General features: G+C 37.3%; 16 protein-coding genes and 1 pseudogene. 6 read left to right on the forward strand and 11 right to left on the reverse strand.

Going from position 1 to position 17,482, the window contains the following annotated elements; all coding sequences use genetic code 11:
* Window positions 1-240: 240 nt before the first annotated feature.
* A complete protein-coding gene (locus ACQKN4_RS24760; RefSeq protein ID WP_079561553.1) occupies window positions 241-1,140 on the reverse strand; it encodes a DMT family transporter in 900 nt (299 codons plus the stop codon).
* Window positions 1,141-1,427: 287 nt separating this feature from the next.
* On the opposite strand from ACQKN4_RS24760, the gene ACQKN4_RS24765 reads away from it, so the two are divergent.
* Window positions 1,428-2,153 carry an MgtC/SapB family protein gene (locus ACQKN4_RS24765; RefSeq protein ID WP_079561552.1) on the forward strand — a complete coding sequence of 242 codons (726 nt, stop codon included), beginning with the start codon at window positions 1,428-1,430 and terminating at the stop codon, window positions 2,151-2,153.
* Window positions 2,154-2,168: 15 nt separating this feature from the next.
* On the forward strand, window positions 2,169-3,164 hold the full coding sequence (locus tag ACQKN4_RS24770; protein WP_079561551.1) for a cation diffusion facilitator family transporter: 996 nt from the start codon (window positions 2,169-2,171) through the stop codon (window positions 3,162-3,164).
* Between the two features lie 170 nt (window positions 3,165-3,334).
* Here the strand turns inward: ACQKN4_RS24770 and ACQKN4_RS24775 are convergent, their stop codons facing one another.
* The 4 genes from ACQKN4_RS24775 to pruA form a co-directional block, all read right to left on the reverse strand.
* Window positions 3,335-4,498, reverse strand: coding sequence for an iron-containing alcohol dehydrogenase (locus ACQKN4_RS24775; RefSeq protein WP_079561550.1), 1,164 nt, complete (start codon window positions 4,496-4,498; stop codon window positions 3,335-3,337).
* A gap of 366 nt (window positions 4,499-4,864) precedes the next feature.
* On the reverse strand, window positions 4,865-6,109 hold the full coding sequence (locus ACQKN4_RS24780) for a Glu/Leu/Phe/Val family dehydrogenase (protein WP_079561549.1): 1,245 nt from the start codon (window positions 6,107-6,109) through the stop codon (window positions 4,865-4,867).
* Between the two features lie 83 nt (window positions 6,110-6,192).
* A complete protein-coding gene (locus ACQKN4_RS24785) occupies window positions 6,193-7,386 on the reverse strand; it encodes an ornithine--oxo-acid transaminase (RefSeq protein ID WP_079561548.1) in 1,194 nt (397 codons plus the stop codon).
* 294 nt (window positions 7,387-7,680) lie between these two features.
* Entirely contained in the window at window positions 7,681-9,225 is a 1,545-nt protein-coding gene (pruA, locus tag ACQKN4_RS24790; RefSeq protein WP_427485153.1) for an L-glutamate gamma-semialdehyde dehydrogenase, read from the reverse strand.
* A 145-nt stretch (window positions 9,226-9,370) separates the two neighbouring features.
* Here pruA and ACQKN4_RS24795 point away from each other — a divergent pair, with 145 nt between their 5' ends.
* Window positions 9,371-10,681, forward strand: coding sequence for a sigma 54-interacting transcriptional regulator (locus ACQKN4_RS24795; protein ID WP_079561546.1), 1,311 nt, complete (start codon window positions 9,371-9,373; stop codon window positions 10,679-10,681).
* Between the two features lie 126 nt (window positions 10,682-10,807).
* Here the strand turns inward: ACQKN4_RS24795 and yugI are convergent, their stop codons facing one another.
* From yugI to ACQKN4_RS24815, 4 genes are all read right to left on the reverse strand, one after another.
* The gene (gene yugI, locus ACQKN4_RS24800) at window positions 10,808-11,185 is read right to left on the reverse strand and encodes a S1 domain-containing post-transcriptional regulator GSP13 (RefSeq protein ID WP_079561545.1); all 378 of its coding nucleotides are present in this window, start codon (window positions 11,183-11,185) and stop codon (window positions 10,808-10,810) included.
* 85 nt (window positions 11,186-11,270) lie between these two features.
* Entirely contained in the window at window positions 11,271-12,917 is a 1,647-nt protein-coding gene (locus ACQKN4_RS24805) for a hypothetical protein (RefSeq protein WP_427485154.1), read from the reverse strand.
* Window positions 12,910-13,458 carry an RNA polymerase sigma factor gene (locus tag ACQKN4_RS24810; RefSeq protein ID WP_427485155.1) on the reverse strand — a complete coding sequence of 183 codons (549 nt, stop codon included), beginning with the start codon at window positions 13,456-13,458 and terminating at the stop codon, window positions 12,910-12,912. Before ACQKN4_RS24810 ends, ACQKN4_RS24805 begins: the two co-directional genes overlap by 8 nt.
* 355 nt (window positions 13,459-13,813) lie before the next feature.
* Complete coding sequence (locus tag ACQKN4_RS24815; RefSeq protein ID WP_079561543.1) at window positions 13,814-14,074, reverse strand: DUF1871 family protein; 261 nt, start codon at window positions 14,072-14,074, stop codon at window positions 13,814-13,816.
* Between the two features lie 72 nt (window positions 14,075-14,146).
* Here ACQKN4_RS24815 and ACQKN4_RS24820 point away from each other — a divergent pair, with 72 nt between their 5' ends.
* From ACQKN4_RS24820 to ACQKN4_RS24830, 3 genes and pseudogenes are all read left to right on the forward strand, one after another.
* Window positions 14,147-15,316: a MalY/PatB family protein gene (locus tag ACQKN4_RS24820; protein WP_079561542.1), complete on the forward strand. Its 1,170-nt coding sequence runs from the start codon at window positions 14,147-14,149 to the stop codon at window positions 15,314-15,316.
* A gap of 146 nt (window positions 15,317-15,462) precedes the next feature.
* Window positions 15,463-15,614: pseudogene (locus ACQKN4_RS24825) on the forward strand (IS1595 family transposase); the annotation flags it as partial.
* Between the two features lie 40 nt (window positions 15,615-15,654).
* On the forward strand, window positions 15,655-15,843 hold the full coding sequence (locus ACQKN4_RS24830; RefSeq protein ID WP_427485156.1) for a hypothetical protein: 189 nt from the start codon (window positions 15,655-15,657) through the stop codon (window positions 15,841-15,843).
* 257 nt (window positions 15,844-16,100) lie between these two features.
* Here the strand turns inward: ACQKN4_RS24830 and ACQKN4_RS24835 are convergent, their stop codons facing one another.
* The gene (locus ACQKN4_RS24835) at window positions 16,101-16,313 is read right to left on the reverse strand and encodes a hypothetical protein (RefSeq protein WP_053484185.1); all 213 of its coding nucleotides are present in this window, start codon (window positions 16,311-16,313) and stop codon (window positions 16,101-16,103) included.
* Window positions 16,314-16,335: 22 nt separating this feature from the next.
* The gene (locus ACQKN4_RS24840; protein ID WP_079561540.1) at window positions 16,336-16,923 is read right to left on the reverse strand and encodes a peptidylprolyl isomerase; all 588 of its coding nucleotides are present in this window, start codon (window positions 16,921-16,923) and stop codon (window positions 16,336-16,338) included.
* Window positions 16,924-17,482: the final 559 nt, after the last annotated feature.

The raw sequence follows: 17,482 nt of genomic DNA on the forward strand, positions 1-17,482 counted from the left end.
TGTCCAAAATTTTGTTTCGTTCACTAACTCAAGGTTAGCTACTGAAAACTTTATTGATTACGTTTTGCTTGTTCAGTTTTCAAGGTTCATTTTGTCGCTGTTGTTTTCAGCAACTCTATTATCATAACTCGTCTCCAACAAGAAGTCAATAACTTTTTCAAAATCTTTTTTCAAATCTTTTTCTCAAGTCGTCCTTCTTGTTAAGGACAAGTAATAATATATAATATAGCAATTTAAAAATCAAGCTTTTTTTGAAAAAAGTTTAAAAATCTTTTTCTCATCCACCACAAACAATAGAATTCCTACTATAACAATTAATCCACCAATAATTTGTGTGGCTATTAAATACTCTTTAAAAATGAAAAGAGCTAAAATGGCCGCGCCAATTGGTTCAAATAATATCGCAATAGAGACTACATTTGTACTAACGTATTTGATAGACCAATTAAATAGAGTATGCCCCAATAAATTAGGCACGATTGCTAATAAAATAAACCATATCCAGTCCATAGTTGGATAAGGACCAAACGATTCACCTTTAATAAGAACATAGATAAATAACGTAATTGTACTAACAGCATAAACAAGCATGGTATATGTCACAAGAGATAACCGCTTACGTACATCTTGTCCAAATAAAAAGTAAGCTGTAACGAGTGCACACGCAATAAGAGCAAGCATGTCTCCATAAAATGCAGTACCGCTAAGCTTAAAATCTCCCCAACTTATTAAAATACTACCAACAATAGCAATCGCGCCTGCAAGTATGGTTTTTAGAGTAATGCTCTCTTTGAAGAAAAAATATGTACCTACAAATGCAAACAACGGCTGTAGTGTAACCAAAACTGTAGAACTCGCTACAGAAGTGTAATTGAGTGATTCAAACCACAAAATAAAATGGAACGCTAAAAATATGCCTGCAACTGAAGAAAACAGCCAATCCCTTCTTCTTAATTGTTTTACTTCATTCGTGTACTTCCAAAAAAACAGAGGAGCCATTATTAATACCGAAAACAACATCCGGTAAAACGCAATAACCCCCGCTTCTGCATTTGCTAACTTTACAAATATCGCAGATAAGGATACAGAAATAACACCTATAAATATAGGAATGTATGGATGAATTTTTGGTTTCTCCATAAAATCCAACCTCCAATCATTTTTACCTGGACATAAATACGTCTGGATACGACTTTGTGCTATCCATGATATCTACTTGAGACTTTAACTTAAACCAACATCTATTTAATCACCTATAACGTTAGAGACTTCTGTAGCTACTTTCACTACCAAGACCGTTTGCTAAAAGAAAAAAAATGCTTATACTTCATTCCTATCGTGATGTACAATACAAAAAAGTAATGTACATATAATAATGACACCTTGCATATCTCTTAGCAATACGAAATATCTGTGGAGGGTTGCGTATGGAAACCTTATTTGGAAATATGATTACATATGAAGTTGGCATAAAATTAGTAATTGCAGCCACATTAAGTTTAGTAATCGGCATCGAAAGGGAATTAAAAAAGAAGCCTGTAGGATTAAAAACAAGCTTAGTCATCGCCACATTTAGCTGTTTATTAACTATTATTTCGATTGAAACCGCCTACTCAACACCCCCAAGGTCAGAAATCAATATTACAATGGATCCTCTACGCTTGGCTGCCCAAATTGTTAGTGGAATTGGATTTCTTGGAGCAGGTGTTATTTTAAGGCGCGGGAATGATAGTATCTCAGGTTTAACAACCGCTGCAATGATTTGGGGAGCTGCCGGGATAGGGATTGCAGTCGGCGCGGGATTCTATATGGATGCTACTTTAGCTGTTATTATCATCGTCTTCGGCATTGAGGTTTTATCGCCGTTTCTAATGAAAATAGGACCAAAAAGAATTCGTATGCGAGAGATATCATTGAAAGTTCAGATTAACAATGATGAAAGAAGCGAGTCTTTTCTAGAATTTTTAAAGGAAAACAATATTATTATCGAAAACATACGCATTCAAGATGTTCCTAATAAAAATAATAATAATGTTTTTCACGAATTAGATTTACGTTTATCATTAATAGTATCTGATAACTTACTGTCATTTTATCGTTCATTACGAGCACTACCCTATATAGAAAAAATTGAAATGGAAATTTTAAACTAGTTGGAGGATTCTTTCGTGGGAGAACTATTAAAACTATTAAAAAACGGGAATAAACCATCTTTGATGGCAGCAGTTGTCAATGCCTTTTTAGGAATTATTAAAGGCATCGCCTTCTTCTTTACAGGTAATGTTGCCATGTTTGCAGAAATGATGCACTCACTAGGGGATGCAGCAAACCAATTTTTTGTTTATATCGGCTCAGCGCTTTCGAAAAAAGCACCGACAAAACAATTTCCTGGAGGCTTTGGCCGAATCGTAAATTTAGTTTGTCTTTTTGCTGTAATAATCGTAGCAATCCTTTCTTATGAAACTGTAAAAGAAGGCTGGCATCATTTTATACACCCAGCTGGCGAATCTAAAGGAATGCTCATAGCACTTGGCGTATTATTGATCGGTATTGTTTTAGAAGGATCAGTTCTTGCGAAAGCTGCCGTTGAAATACTACATGAGACTGGGCAAGAAAAAGCGGGATTTCTTACAGCTATCCCTAAAGCTTTTCCCTATTTAAATCGCGCAAAACCAGCAACAAAATTAGTGTTTATGGAAGACTTAGTCGCTACAGGTGGTAACGTGTTGGCCTTCGCTGCTATTTTAATAGCGCACTATACAGGTTGGGCTAATATAGAAGGGCTCGTTTCGATGATTATCGGCTTTATGATGTTCTATGTAGTAGCAAAAGTTTTCCTTGATAATGCACGAGGCGTTATTGGCGAAACTGACGAAGAAATGCTAAATCATATCGCTCATCTTGTTATGGATGACCCTAATATCAAAGATATTGTTCGTTTAGAGGTCGTTAAAGAAGGTGAATTTTTACATGTGGAATTAGTTGCCGAAGCTGACCCTAACTTATCACTCGCTTTTCTAGATGATGTCCGCGACCATTTAACAGAGGTCATTTTAAGTCAGAAGGGCGTATCAAAAGTGGCCATTCTGTATGATGAGGATGATGGCGAACAAAATTGGGTGCATATTGGTGAAAGACCAGATCACTCAACACCTAAACAATAATCATTATCCAACATATTTTTTCTAAATAAGATAAATAGCCAATTGCCAGGTTTCAGGCAGTTGGCTATTTTTTATACAAATGAATGATGCCTCTAAGCAATGCAATGTGACATCAAGGTTTATCAGAAAGCCTACACATCAAGATTGCGTAGCCTCGCATCCATTTTCAATTAAAGTGAGTTTTGCAAAATAGCTCGTACATCTTCTTCCTGTAACTTGTTGAAGTTTCCAAAAGGCCCATTTTGCATGGTATGTTCTACGATTTGATGGAATTTTAAATTATCGATTTCATAATCCGCAAGGTGACTTGGAGCTCCTATTGAAGTCCAGAATGCCGATAAGCGATCAATTCCTTCGTATGCTACTTCTTCTGAAGTCTTTCCTGTAGCGTCGACACCGAAAACACGTGTTGCAATACCCGCAAAACGCTCTGGATTCACAGGTACACTTAGACGCATCCAATGTGGTTGTAATATAGCTAAACCGCCTGCGTGCGGAATATCGTATACTGCAGATACAGCGTGCTCAATATTATGTGACGCCCAATCACCTCGAGAACCAATTGATAAGAATCCATTTAATCCAATTGTTCCAGCTAATAAAATCGTTTCACGCAACTGGACATTCTCTAAATCTTCTATTAATTCAGGAGCTGTTGTAATAACTGTTCGTAATACCCCTTCGCACATTTCATCTGTAATCGGGGTATTTGTTGTATTATGGAAATATTGCTCAATAACATGCGACATTATATCAACGATACCGTAAACTGTATGTTTTTTTGGTACCGACACTGTATACGCTGGATTTAAAATCGAAAATTTCGGGAAAACAGCAGGGCTTCCCCAGCTTAGTTTTTCTTCTGTTTCCGCATTTGTAATGACAGAGCCTGAGTTCATTTCAGAACCTGTTGCAGCTAGCGTTAATACCGTGCCAAGTGGTAAAGCGTCCTGCACAAATACTTTACGTTTTACAATGTCCCAAGCATCGCCATCATATTTTGCTCCAGCGACGATTAACTTAGAACAGTCAATAACGGAACCGCCACCAACAGCTAGAACTAGATCAATTCCTTCTTTTTTACAAAGATCAATACCAAGTCTTGCTGTTTCCACACGTGGATTTGGCTCAACACCGCTTAGTTCAAATATTGTTTTATCTGCTTCTTGCAACTTCTCGATGACAGCATTGTAAACACCATTTTTCTTAATGCTACCTCCACCATAGACAACCAACACCTTCTTACCTTGCTGCGCTAACTCTTTCGATAGTTTTTCCAGTGCATTTTCACCAAAATGCAACTTCACCGGATTATAAAATGTAAATGAATCCATTCAATTCGCCCCTTTCTAGTTGGATTTTCTCATATTTCTGTAAATGAACGCAAAAATTAAACTTTGAAAATGTACTCGTTATAAATCTTATGAATTTTCTCAGGAACAGGGACACCGATTCCAGCTAATTTCTCCTGTATGTTCTCATAGGCAATTTTTACAATCCTGTTTTTTGTTTTGCCGGATATCAAAGTGACACACCTGAAGATACATACTATATGAAGAAATTGAACTTCGTTACGACTGGGCGACTCGAGCCCTACTTTATTTATAATGGCACTTTAATTTCATTGATATAATAGTTTTTCAAAAACATGAAACGAGTCACCCCATTAATAGGAGTGACTCGTTTTTCATATATATTGATTAAACCCATCCACGGAAGCGTGAAGCTTCTGCAGTGCGGCGAACACCTACCATATAAGCTGCTAAACGCATGTTAATGTTACGTGTTGTCGCTGTTGTATAAACGTTTTCAAACGCATCAACCATTTTTTTGTATAGACGTTCTTCAACTTCTTCTTCTGTCCAGTAATAACCTTGGTTATTTTGTACCCATTCGAAGTAAGAAACTGTTACACCACCAGCAGATGCTAATACGTCTGGTACAAGTAGAATACCACGTTCAGTTAAAATTCTAGTTGCTTCAGCTGTTGTTGGACCGTTCGCTGCTTCTACTACGATGTTTGCTTTAATGTCGTTTGCATTGTCCGCAGTAATTTGGTTTTCGATAGCAGCTGGCACTAGAATATCACAATCAAGCTCTAATAATTCTTTGTTTGAAATTGTGTTTTCAAATAATGTTGTTACAGTACCGAAGCTATCACGACGATCTAATAAATAGTCGATATCTAAACCTTCTGGATCATGAAGTGCACCATAAGCATCAGAAATACCGATTACTTTTGCACCTAAATCATGCATGAATTTCGCAAGGAAGCTACCTGCGTTACCGAAGCCTTGAATAACAACGCGTGCGCCTTTAATATCAATGCCACGTTTTTTCGCTGCTTCTTGAATAACGATTGTTACACCTTGTGCAGTTGCACGGTCACGACCTTGAGAACCGCCAAGTACTAGTGGCTTACCCGTAATGAAACCTGGTGAGTTGAATTCATCCATACGGCTGTATTCATCCATCATCCAAGCCATAATTTGTGCATTTGTAAATACGTCTGGCGCAGGAATATCTTTTGTTGGTCCTACGATTTGACTAACTGCACGAACATATCCACGGCTTAATTTTTCAATTTCATCCATAGACATTTGACGAGGGTCACAGATGACACCGCCTTTACCACCGCCATAAGGTAGATCCACGATACCACACTTCAATGTCATCCACATTGAAAGCGCTTTAACTTCCTCCTCAGATACGGCCGGATGGAAACGAACCCCACCTTTAGTTGGCCCTACAGCATCATTATGTTGTGCACGGTAACCAGTAAATACTTTTGTTGTACCATCATCCATTTTCACAGGAATACGCACTTGTAGCATGCGAAGCGGTTCTTTTAACAATTCATACATTGCTTCGTCATAGCCAAGTCTATTTAGAGCCTCTTGAATGACTTCTTGAGTTGATGTGAACAGATTTAAGTTTTCAGACATTATTAAATCGCCTCTTTGTTTTTATAATGATAGTATATCGGCATCATTGTAACATACTTCCGAATTGAAATGTGAACATTTTGTTAAAGATTAAAAACTTTTTCAATTTGCTCGATTGACCAATCTAAATCTTCTTGAGAAATAACAAGTGGTGGCGCAAATCGAATAACAGTATCATGTGTTTCTTTACATAATAGACCTAATTCTTTAAGTTTTTCACAATATGGACGTGCTGCCTCTGTTAATTCCATTCCGATAAATAAACCACGACCACGAACATCTTTAATAACTGGGTTATTAATTTCTCTTAATTTCCCTTTAAAGTATTCACCAAGTTGGTGTGAACGCTCTGCTAATTTTTCATCTAGTAATACTTTAATTGAAGCAATAGATACAGCACACGCTAAAGGATTACCGCCGAAAGTTGAACCGTGTGATCCTGGATTGAAAACTCCTAAAATTTCACGATTTGCAGCTACACAAGAAATCGGGAATACACCGCCACCTAAAGCTTTCCCTAAAATGTACATATCAGGCTCTACTTCTTCCCAATCACATGCGAACATTTTACCTGTACGTGCTAAACCAGCTTGGATTTCATCTGCAATGAATAAAACATTGTTTTCACGGCATAACTCACGAGCAGCTTTTAAGAAACCTTCTGGTGGAATAACGATTCCAGCTTCACCTTGGATTGGTTCAATTAAAAACGCCGCTGTGTTAGGAGTAATAGCAGCTTTTAATGCTTCTAGATTACCATAATCGACTAACTTAACATTCGGTAACATCGGACCGAAGCCACGACGATATTCTTCGTCAGATGATAAAGATACAGCAAGCATTGTACGACCATGGAAGTTACCATTACATGCAATAATTTCAGCCTTTCCATCTTCTACACCTTTAATATCATACGCCCAACGACGAGCCGCTTTAAATGCAGTTTCTACCGCCTCTGCACCTGTATTCATCGGCAATACCATCTGTTTATTCGTTAATTTACCAACAAGCTCATACCATTCACCAAGGTTTTCACTATAAAACGCACGAGAAGTTAATGTTACTTTATCAGCCTGTTCTTTTAACGCAGCGATAATTTTCGGATGACGATGACCCTGGTTTACAGCAGAGTATGCGGATAGCATATCTAAGTATTTATTACCTTCCGGATCTTTTACCCAAGCACCCTCAGCCTCTGAGATAACGATTGGTAGCGGGTGATAGTTTGCAGCACCAAAATTTTGAGTTTGTTCAATAACTAGATTTGTTTTTGTCATATAGCATTCTCTCCTTACTTTCATGATGAAAAATCTATGGAAGACTATGTTTTTCTATAAGTAAATTTAATAGGACAATTCCGTATTTTCAGAATATAAAGAACAAGAATCCGCCTAGTACTCCTAGGTAAGCCACTACAACGTTAGCGTCTGCGGTTCTTGCTCGGCCTACTTTATTAGGAGGGGTTTCGCAGATTCTCTTATTAGCCCCGGTTGGATTCAGTTTTGCGCTTACACAAAACCGAATCCGTGACATACACCGAGGGCTATACTTCTTTCAGTTTGCTAAAGAAGTTATAGCATTTCTGAAGTTGTTTTTGCTTGCATGTGAAGTTGTAGATAGTCAGGGCCACCTGCTTTTGAGTCTGTACCTGACATGTTGAAGCCACCAAATGGTTGGTAACCTACGATTGCACCTGTGCAACCACGGTTGAAGTATAAGTTACCTACATGGAAATCTTCACGAGCCTTTTCTAAGTTCATACGATTACTTGTAATAACCGCACCAGTTAAACCGTATTCAGTATCGTTTGCAATATCGATTGCTTGATCGAAATCTTTAGCCTTTGCGATTGCTACAACTGGACCAAAAATTTCTTCTTTCATAATACGTGCAGAAGGATCTACGTCTGCAAATACTGTTGGTTGGATGAAGTAACCAACTGAATCATCAGCTGTACCACCTGAAACAAGGCGGCCTTCTCCTTTACCAATTTCAATATATTCTGTCACTTTGTTGAATGCCGCTTGGTCAATTACTGTTGCCATGAAGTTTTTGAAGTCTGTTGGATCACCAACTGTTAACGTGTTAGTAAGCTCAATTACACGATTAACAACTGTGTCATATACATCTTCAACGATAATAGCACGAGAACATGCTGAACATTTTTGACCTGAGAAGCCGAATGCTGATTTTACGATAGATTGTGCTGCAAGCTCTAAATCTGCTTCTTTATCAACAACGATTGTGTCTTTACCACCCATTTCAGCGATAACACGTTTAATCCAAATTTGACCATCATTTAATACAGATGCACGTTGGTTAATACGTAAGCCTACATCACGAGATCCAGTGAAGCTGATGAAGCGTGTTTTCGGATGATCAACTAAGTAGTCACCTACTTCCGCACCAGAACCTGGTACAAAGTTCACAGCACCTGCTGGAAGACCAGCTTGCTCTAACACTTCGATAAATTTATAAGCAACAACTGGTGTTGTTGAAGCTGGTTTTAATAATACAGTGTTACCTGTTACTAAAGCAGCAACTGTTGTCCCTGCCATAATTGCGAATGGGAAGTTCCATGGTGAAATAACAATACCAATACCTAATGGAATATAGTCATAACGGTTGTATTCACCAGGACGGCTCTCTACAGGTTGGCCTTCTTTAATACGTAGCATTTGACGGCCATAGTATTCTAAGAAATCAATCGCTTCTGCAGTATCTGCATCAGCTTCAGCCCACGGTTTACCCGCTTCTTTTGTTAAAAGTGCAGAGAATTCATGTTTGCGACGACGAATGATTGCCGCTGCTTTAAATAGTACATCTGCACGAATAGCTGGATCTACCTTTTTCCAAGTTTTAAATGTTTCGTCTGCAGCTTGCATCGCTTTTTCAGCTAGTTCTTTGTTTGCTTTTGATACGCGACCAATTACTTCTGTTTTCTTTGCAGGGTTATATGAAACGATTTTATCTTCTGTCGTAATACGTTCGCCACCGATAATAAGTGGGTAGTCTTGACCTAAATAACTTTCGACTTTATTTAATGCTTCTAAATATGCGTTGTAATTTGCCTCTTGAGTAAAATCTGTGAATGGTTCGTGTTTGTATGAAATCATACTAAATCCTCCCTCGTGAGATGTGTTTTAAGTGTGCAAAAAACGTTGACGCAAAATATCTTTGCGTTTAGAATATTCTTACACTTATTATAATGCAAAATTTCGTTGCATATTTCAAGTAAAAAATTTTTGAGGTGCACATTTTATGAAAAATTCCGAACCTTTACTCCCTTTTTATGAGTTTATTGCAACAAATGTAACTGTTGGTATTCACGCTGTAGACCTTTCTGGCAAAACAATTATTTATAATTCGAAGATGAAAGAAATTGAGGGTTTTCATTTTGATGAATTAGCCGATCGTTCTGTTATTGAAATGTTTTCTTTCCGTCAGCATGAAAGTACTTTAATGCGTGTATTACAAACAGGTAAAAAAGAAGTTAATGTAAAACAAACATATTGGAATAAAAATGGTCATGAAATAACAACGATTAACGATACTTTTCCACTATATGTCGAAAATAAACTAATTGGAGCTATCGAGTTTGCTCGGGATATTACATCACTCGAAAAGCTAGTTTATCAGCCTCTTCGTCGATATGGTGAACCTTTAACATTCGATATGATAACAGCTGTTTCTAATTCGATGCGACAAGTTATCGCAAATGCCAAGAAAGCAGCAGCTGTGAAATTACCAGTATTATTAATTGGTGAATCAGGTACAGGAAAAGATCTAGTAGCAGAGGGTATACATCATGCAGCTTCAACTGACCCTGAAGCATTTGTAACTCTAGTGAGTCGTCGCTCTGCTCAATCTGTTTTAGATAAATTACAGGAGCTCTTACAGGATGACAAGACATACACTTTTTTCTTTGAACGCATTGATTTTTTAAGTCTAGACATTCAAGAGCAACTATTAGAGGTATTACAGTCTCTTCCACAGTCAAAATACATGCTCATTGGCAGTGTAGGAAGTGATCCCATTACATTGATTGCAGAAAAGAAACTGTCAAAATCACTGTATTATTTCTTTGCAACAATGGCCATTTCCATTCCTAATTTAACAGATCGAAAAGAAGATATTCTTCCATTCGTAGATGATTACTTTAACCGCCATCAAGAACGATTTGCTTCAAATGTCACGGAATTATCTCCTGATGTACAGGATTTATTTTTACAATATGATTGGCCTGGAAATTTAAAGGAGCTTGAACTATTACTAGATGAAACGGTGTCGTTTATGACTACTGAATCAACGGTTACCTCAGATTTATTACCAATGCATTTCCGCTTCAAAGTACAGCAGCAAGACGTATCTAATCACGAGCCGGAATTTTTTATGTTCCAGCAACAGAATGATGTTATGCCGCTCGATGCTTATTTACGTGAAGCCGAATCCTATTATGTGCAAAACGTCTTAAATTTATATGAGGGCAATATTACAAAGGCCGCTACCGCACTTGGCATGAGCCGTCAAAACCTACAGTACCGAATTCGAAAAATAAAAAATTCGCTATAATTAAATACTAAAAAACGAGGATACCTTCATATTTGAAAGCATCCTCGTTTTTTTATCTCGCATTAATAGGCAGTAATTTATTTGTACCGAAAGCGAAGCGTTAGGTACAAGACTCCAACCTTAAAATTATTGTCCTGACTGCTCGATCCAGTCTTGTAATTTATCTTTTAAGGAATTAAAACCATTCGCATCCGATTCATCTACACGGTCCTGCAATGATTTACGTGGTGGTGCATCTTTTTTACGCAATGTAGCCGGGCGCTCCTGCAAAGCACGAATCGATAAGCTAATTTTTTCGGCATCCTCATCGATTTCAAGTATCTTCACTTCTACCTCTTGCCCAACTGACAAAAATTCACTAACGTCCTTTACAAAGCCGTACGTAATTTCGGAAATATGTACGAGGCCTTGTGTATCTTCATCAAGCGCAACAAATGCACCGTACGGCTGTATACCTGTAACTTTTCCGGTCAACACGTCTCCTAATTCATATTTTTTTTCCATAAACTTTGCCCACTTTCTTTTTGTTTGCTACGTATATATCACCATAAATTATAACATACGTAAATAAGTGGGGCAAAAAATCTCCTTATTCGTTAATGGCACTAATTCGGTAATGTTGTTCACCATTTTCGGTTACTACAGGGGTTAACTCGAAAGATAATTGCTGTCCAACTACCCCTTGCGCCGCACCTTTTACAATTGCTCTAATACTAAGTGACGAGCCTCCCATTTCATAAAGAGCTTTAAAATTATCCATACCACCAAACTGAACAACTGTATTTATATCCAAGTCATCAGTTAAAAGTCTCTGAGCTATGTCACGATCACCAACCCCATGAGCATATAAAAATAAACTAACGATATTAAATGGATTTAATGTCTCTATAATTGCATCATTCTTTGTTTTAACATACTCATCGTAAAGAGATTTAGTTTGCTCAATCCAACCTTCATTAATCTCCATACTAGTTGTTCCATCATCCGTCTGCATAAACGTGTCTTCTCGCAAATATAAAATCCCCATCCAAATATCATATGTTGTTAACTGTTTTAGCGTTTTAGATTGTCCCGTTACCTTTATTTCATCTAGTATTGATTGTGCTGTTTTGCGCATTGCCTCACCATATCCGCCATTCGCAATAATCGTTAATAGATCGATGTATTCGGGCTTGTATTGACCAGTTTTTGTACGAATTGGATTGGTTTCAGTTCCTTTAAAAATGGCAAGCCATGTATTTTCAAACTCTCCCTTTAATACGTTAAAATTATCCGTCTCAGTAGATTTATCCGCTACAAGCGTTTTTTCATAGAGACGGAGAACAGTTGCGGAATCCTCTATAGAATAGAGTAAATCTCCACCAACAAGCAATGAGCCTGTAGCCAAGTATTTAAAATATCCTAATACATTTGGGTGAAGGCGTTCAATATATTCAGGCGCGTCTTTCCCCAATACAGGATTTGGTCGAAAACTATAACTTTGTCCATTATATTGTAATTCTAAATATTGCTCTTTAGCTGTAGCAATTAATTTATTTAGGTCTGCAGGTAGACTTTTTGGTTTTTGTGATAAAACTTTTTCATATTGAACAAGCTTATTAGAATAATAGTTTGCTATCTCTTCTGCTGAGTATGAATATCCACTATAAAAAAAATAAGATTCTTCAAATGACATAAGATTCCCGTAAGTTTCGATAAGTTGTATTTGCTCACGTGGCGTTTGTAGATTATCCAATGTATTTTTTGCCAAACTGTTCAAAAAGTTATCATTTCTGTTCTGTACATCTTGAAACAACTCTTTTCTTTTAGGTAATGAGTCCACTTCATTGTCTGTAGTTTGAACTAATGATATTTCACTAAACTCTTTCTCCGGAATGTCGAGCTCCTTACGCATTTGTTCACGTTTTTCTTTATATTCTTTTGTAAAGTTTGAAAGCCATTCTTCATATACTTTTTCTTGTTCTTGTTCAGCTGTTTGAACAAATGTCAAAGGATTAATCACATACGACGAAACGAGAACACCTACTAAAAGTACACTTGCTATGCACGCTATCCAGACAGCCGGCTTTTGCCATCTCGAAGGGGGCTTTTGTGTTGTTACTGTTTCTTGCGATTGTTGTGCTGCATCTTCTGCCTCGATTTGTGCGAAAACGGTTTTGGGATCTAGCTGTGGTTCCATGCAATCATAGGACTTCTTTAGAAGCTCCATTCGTTTTTCAAACTGTTTATCATCCATTTTCAACACTCCCCTCCTGCATAATCACCGCTTTGAGCTTTTCCTTTGCACGTAATATACGAACTTTAACAGTTGATAACGAAATATTTAGTACCTCTGCTATCTCCTCATACTTTAATTCATGGAAGTAAAATAATATAAGTGGATAACGATATTTTTCATCAAGTTCATTAATAGCACTATGTAATAGCCTATCCTCTTCAAAATTAAGGACTTGCTTTTCTGCTGAAGATGCGGGCAATTGTTGCTGTGCACTTAGTCTTTCTTCCTTTGCTTGCTCTCGTTGTTCTTTGCGATAATAATCACGCGTTGTATTCAAAGTGATTTTATAGAGCCACGTCGTAAAACGATCCTGCTTAAATTGATGTAAAAAACGATAGAGCTTCACAAAGACCTCCTGTGAAACATCTGCTAAATCATTACTATGTACACCGCATTGAAAAGCAAACTTTTCAACTGTTCGCTGATGTATTCGGATTAGCTCTATATAGGCGCCTTTGTCTCCTCGCTGAGCCCGTTCTATTAATTCGGTTTCTGTCACAGTCATCCCCCCCTTGCATATGTAACGAACCATTCCCCCTAATTGTTACATATTTGAATATATTTTGGATATCCATCATATCGTGTGGTTGATTCCCTCGTACTTCGCGCTATCTGATTTGAAAATTTTAATCGCTCTATTTTAGACTTTGTAGACTTTTTAATAATAACGATATCCAGGGATTTTACCGTTGTTTAAATAAAAGAGCTTTATTTTTATAGATAAAAAACGAGGTTGTCTCATAATTGAAAGACAACCTCGTTTTCTATAGAAAAGCAAAAACATAATTGTGCATCCACCAGAAGTTAGGCCAATACAATAATGGTCACTCTAGTATTTTCACCTTTTGAAGAAGTTAAATAATGCATTTTGCTTCAAATTTTATCGCAATAAGTTTGTATGAAATGGCTACACAATCTTCATATGGAATCCATTCTTCAAACGAATGCTCATATGTTTCTTGAATAACCTTTGCAAGAACAGATGGATCATCGATACCTTGCAATGCTGCTACAACATCTGCGGTTTCAGTATCATAATGATCTGGACCTAAGTGGAATGGATCCCACTCCTCTAGCAGATGTACGGCTGCTTGATTCATTTTTATATTTTCCAAAATACTCACCTATTATCCTTTTATCATACTCGTATGATACCATAGTAAATAAAAAAGAAAAGAGTGATTTGCTTGTCTATTTTTGATCAAACTATTAACCGTCGTTGTACAAACTCCGTAAAATGGGACGCAATAGAAAACGTATATGGGCTACAAGATGCTTCAGGCATACTCCCAATGTGGGTAGCTGATATGGATTTTGCTGCGCCAGTAGCTGTATCAAAGGCGCTGCAAGAGCATGCTGAAAAGACTGTTTTCGGCTATAGCTTTGTTAGCGATGAAGCCGTACAGGCAATCGTAGACTGGCAAAATACTCAACATGATTGGCACGTTGATAAAGAATCCATTGTTTTCTGTAATGGTGTTGTCGCTGCTTTAGCAGATAGTATTATGGCATTTACTAATCCAGGAGATAAAGTGCTTATTTCCTCACCTGTTTACCCACCATTCTATAACATCCCAAAAAGCAATGGTCGAGAGGTTGTTAATTGTCCTTTAGTAGAAAAAGATGGGACATATGTTTATGACTTTGTAGCCTTTGAGCAAGCACTTGCTCAAAATGTGAAAGCCTACATATTGTGTAATCCACATAATCCCGGTGGTTATGTATGGGATGAAGCTACATTAAAGGAAATTGTTCGACTATGTGCAAAATATGATGTAGTAATTATTTCCGATGAAATTCATTCTGATTTAATGTTGGATGGCTCAAAACATACACCATTAGCGAAAATCGCTGGTGATGAAATTGATCGCATTATTACATGTATGGCACCGACAAAAACATTTAACCTAGCTGGGATTCAAGTGGCCTATATGATCGTGACAGATAAGAAAAAGCGAATGTTATTAGAAGCAGTTCATATGGCTAGCGGGCAAGGCTCATTAAATACTTTTGCTGCTGTGGCACTTCAAGCTGCTTATACAGAAGGTTCGCCTTGGTTAAACGAAATGCTTCCTTACATTTCAGCTAATATGGACTATGTGATTGCCGAATTAGAACAATTACCTGGGATCCGTATTACAAAACCTCAAGGCACTTATTTACTTTGGATTGATTATCGAGAATTAGAGCTTGATGAAAATGAATTCATGCAACGCTTGCTTGAACATGGCAAACTAGCATTAGAGCCAGGGACAAAATACGGCGAAGAGGGTCGTGGCTTCCTGCGTATGAACGTTGCTTGCTCATTTGAGACAGTGAAAGACGGAGTTCAGCGCTTTAAGCAAGCACTTCAGTAATAGGAAATAAATAGTGAAGGGTATCTCAAGTTTTTTTGAGGTATCCTTTTGTTTTGGCTGTGTTAAAGAAATGCTGATAATTGATGCCTGTCCGAATTCTTCGTAAAATAAGAACAAGCATTCGGCAGGAAGATTGAAAGGATGACAAGGCGTTTAGCAAGTTATTAAAATCATTGATAAATTGACCTTTACAAAAAAAGAACAAGTCTATCAATGGGTAAAACGCTATGTTGATCCTTCTTCTTCCGTCGGCGGAAGCTTAATCCCTACCGGTCAGGAGTTAAAGAAGGGGAACGGCGAAAGAGACTTAAATTGAAACTAACTTGGAGGAGAATCTTGTGTTTCAAATGAACCTAATAAAGAAGTTAAAAACTTCTTATGAAATAGCGCTATCAAATGACAAGAAGTTATTATGTCATATAATGGGAGGAAAGACAGTTGTATTTGATACAAAAACTTGGGGAAAAGTTATTGAATTAAAAAAACCAAACCATCCGAGCAACCTTCACTTTTCCCCAAATGATTAATTACTTTCTAGTTGGTACTTGGTCAAAAGGCTATGTATTTGAGAATAATCTTAAGGGAGCAAAATGAAGGTTCCCCCTTCATAAAAATTAACATTTAAATTTAACAGATTTTTTGTTTTAAAAATATGTCTCATATGGCGATTAAGCATTTGAAGAATGGAGCGAAGATAAAATTTTAACATGAAAGTAATGAGAAAGTATGATGCCTCGCAATCCCTAATGGTTGCGAGGCAAATAGCTTTCCACAAACGTGTTTTTTAAATATTTTGCTGATTGTTTGTATTATTTTTCTCTGAAAGAATACGTGCTTCGATTTCCTTTGATTTCATTTCTTGTTTCTTAGAAATTTTACGGAAAACGGTAAATACAACAATACATAAAATAAGCATGATTAAAAATTCAAAAGCTGCAGGAATATAGCCTGATTTATCTTCTGGGAAATATAAAAATTGATACATTAAATGTTTCATGTTTTACACGTCCTTACAATTATTATTCAAAAACTGTAATTGACTCGATTTTCACATCTTCTACTGGTTTATCACGGAAGTCTTTTTCTACATCTGCAATTTTGTCTACAATGTCCATTCCTTCAACAATATGACCAAATACTGTATGTTTATGGTCTAACCAAGGAGTACCGCCATTTTGAGCATACGCTTCAATAATTTCTTCAGGGAAGCCCGCACCTTGTAATTGACGAAGCATATCACTTGGAAGGTGCTTCATTTGTACGATAAAGAATTGTGAACCATTTGTGTTCGGACCCGCATTTGCCATTGAAAGTGCACCGCGTAGATTAAATACGCTATCAGAGAACTCATCCTCGAAAGAGTTACCCCAAATTGATTCGCCGCCCATACCTGTACCAGTTGGGTCACCACCTTGAATCATGAAGTCTTGGATTACACGGTGAAAAATGATGCCGTCATAGTAACCAGATTTTGCATGGCCTAAGAAGTTTTCAACCGTTTTTGGTGCATGCTCAGGGAATAATTTAATTTTGACGGCACCTAATGTTGTTTTCATTTCTACAAGTACTTCGCCTTCAAGTACTTCTGTTGTTAATTGTGGAAACATTGAAGTCTCTCCTTTAAAAGTAAAATTTCAGTTTCAATGAAAATGATAATAATATCATTTCTGACCTCATTTTAGTCTAACATACTTCTTAATGGTTTTCTTCACCAAAGTATTGACGATTTTTTGCACTTTTAACTTTTTGGCTATTAAGCAAAGTGGAGGGTTGATTTCCGTTCCAACTGAGAGGTTCCTTAGGGACAGTGTAATAGGCGAGACTCCAGGGCGAGCAAGTTGAGGAACGAAGGCTAAAAGCATCACGTCCTGTGATAACACCTTCATGACCAACATCGTGTTGTTGTTGCTGTCGCTTAGTATTTGCATAGACGAAACCCTCTTACTGAAGTATCGTTTTAATGACTATATTTTAGAGTGATATGTTATGTGAGTGGTTGATTGGAGTGGAGACTGGGCGACTCCTTAGGGATCAGCGTCACAGAGGAGACCCTTCAGCGAAGCGGATTTTTTCTGTGCGAAAGCGAAGCGGCAGCAACAAATGTTTTAACTGTGCGAAAGCGAAGCGGCAGCAACAAATGTTTTAACTGTGCGAAAGCGAAGCGGC

Origin of the sequence: Lysinibacillus sp. NPDC093692 (assembly GCF_050280125.1) — a bacterium.
Classification (GTDB): Bacteria; Bacillota; Bacilli; order Bacillales_A; family Planococcaceae; genus Lysinibacillus.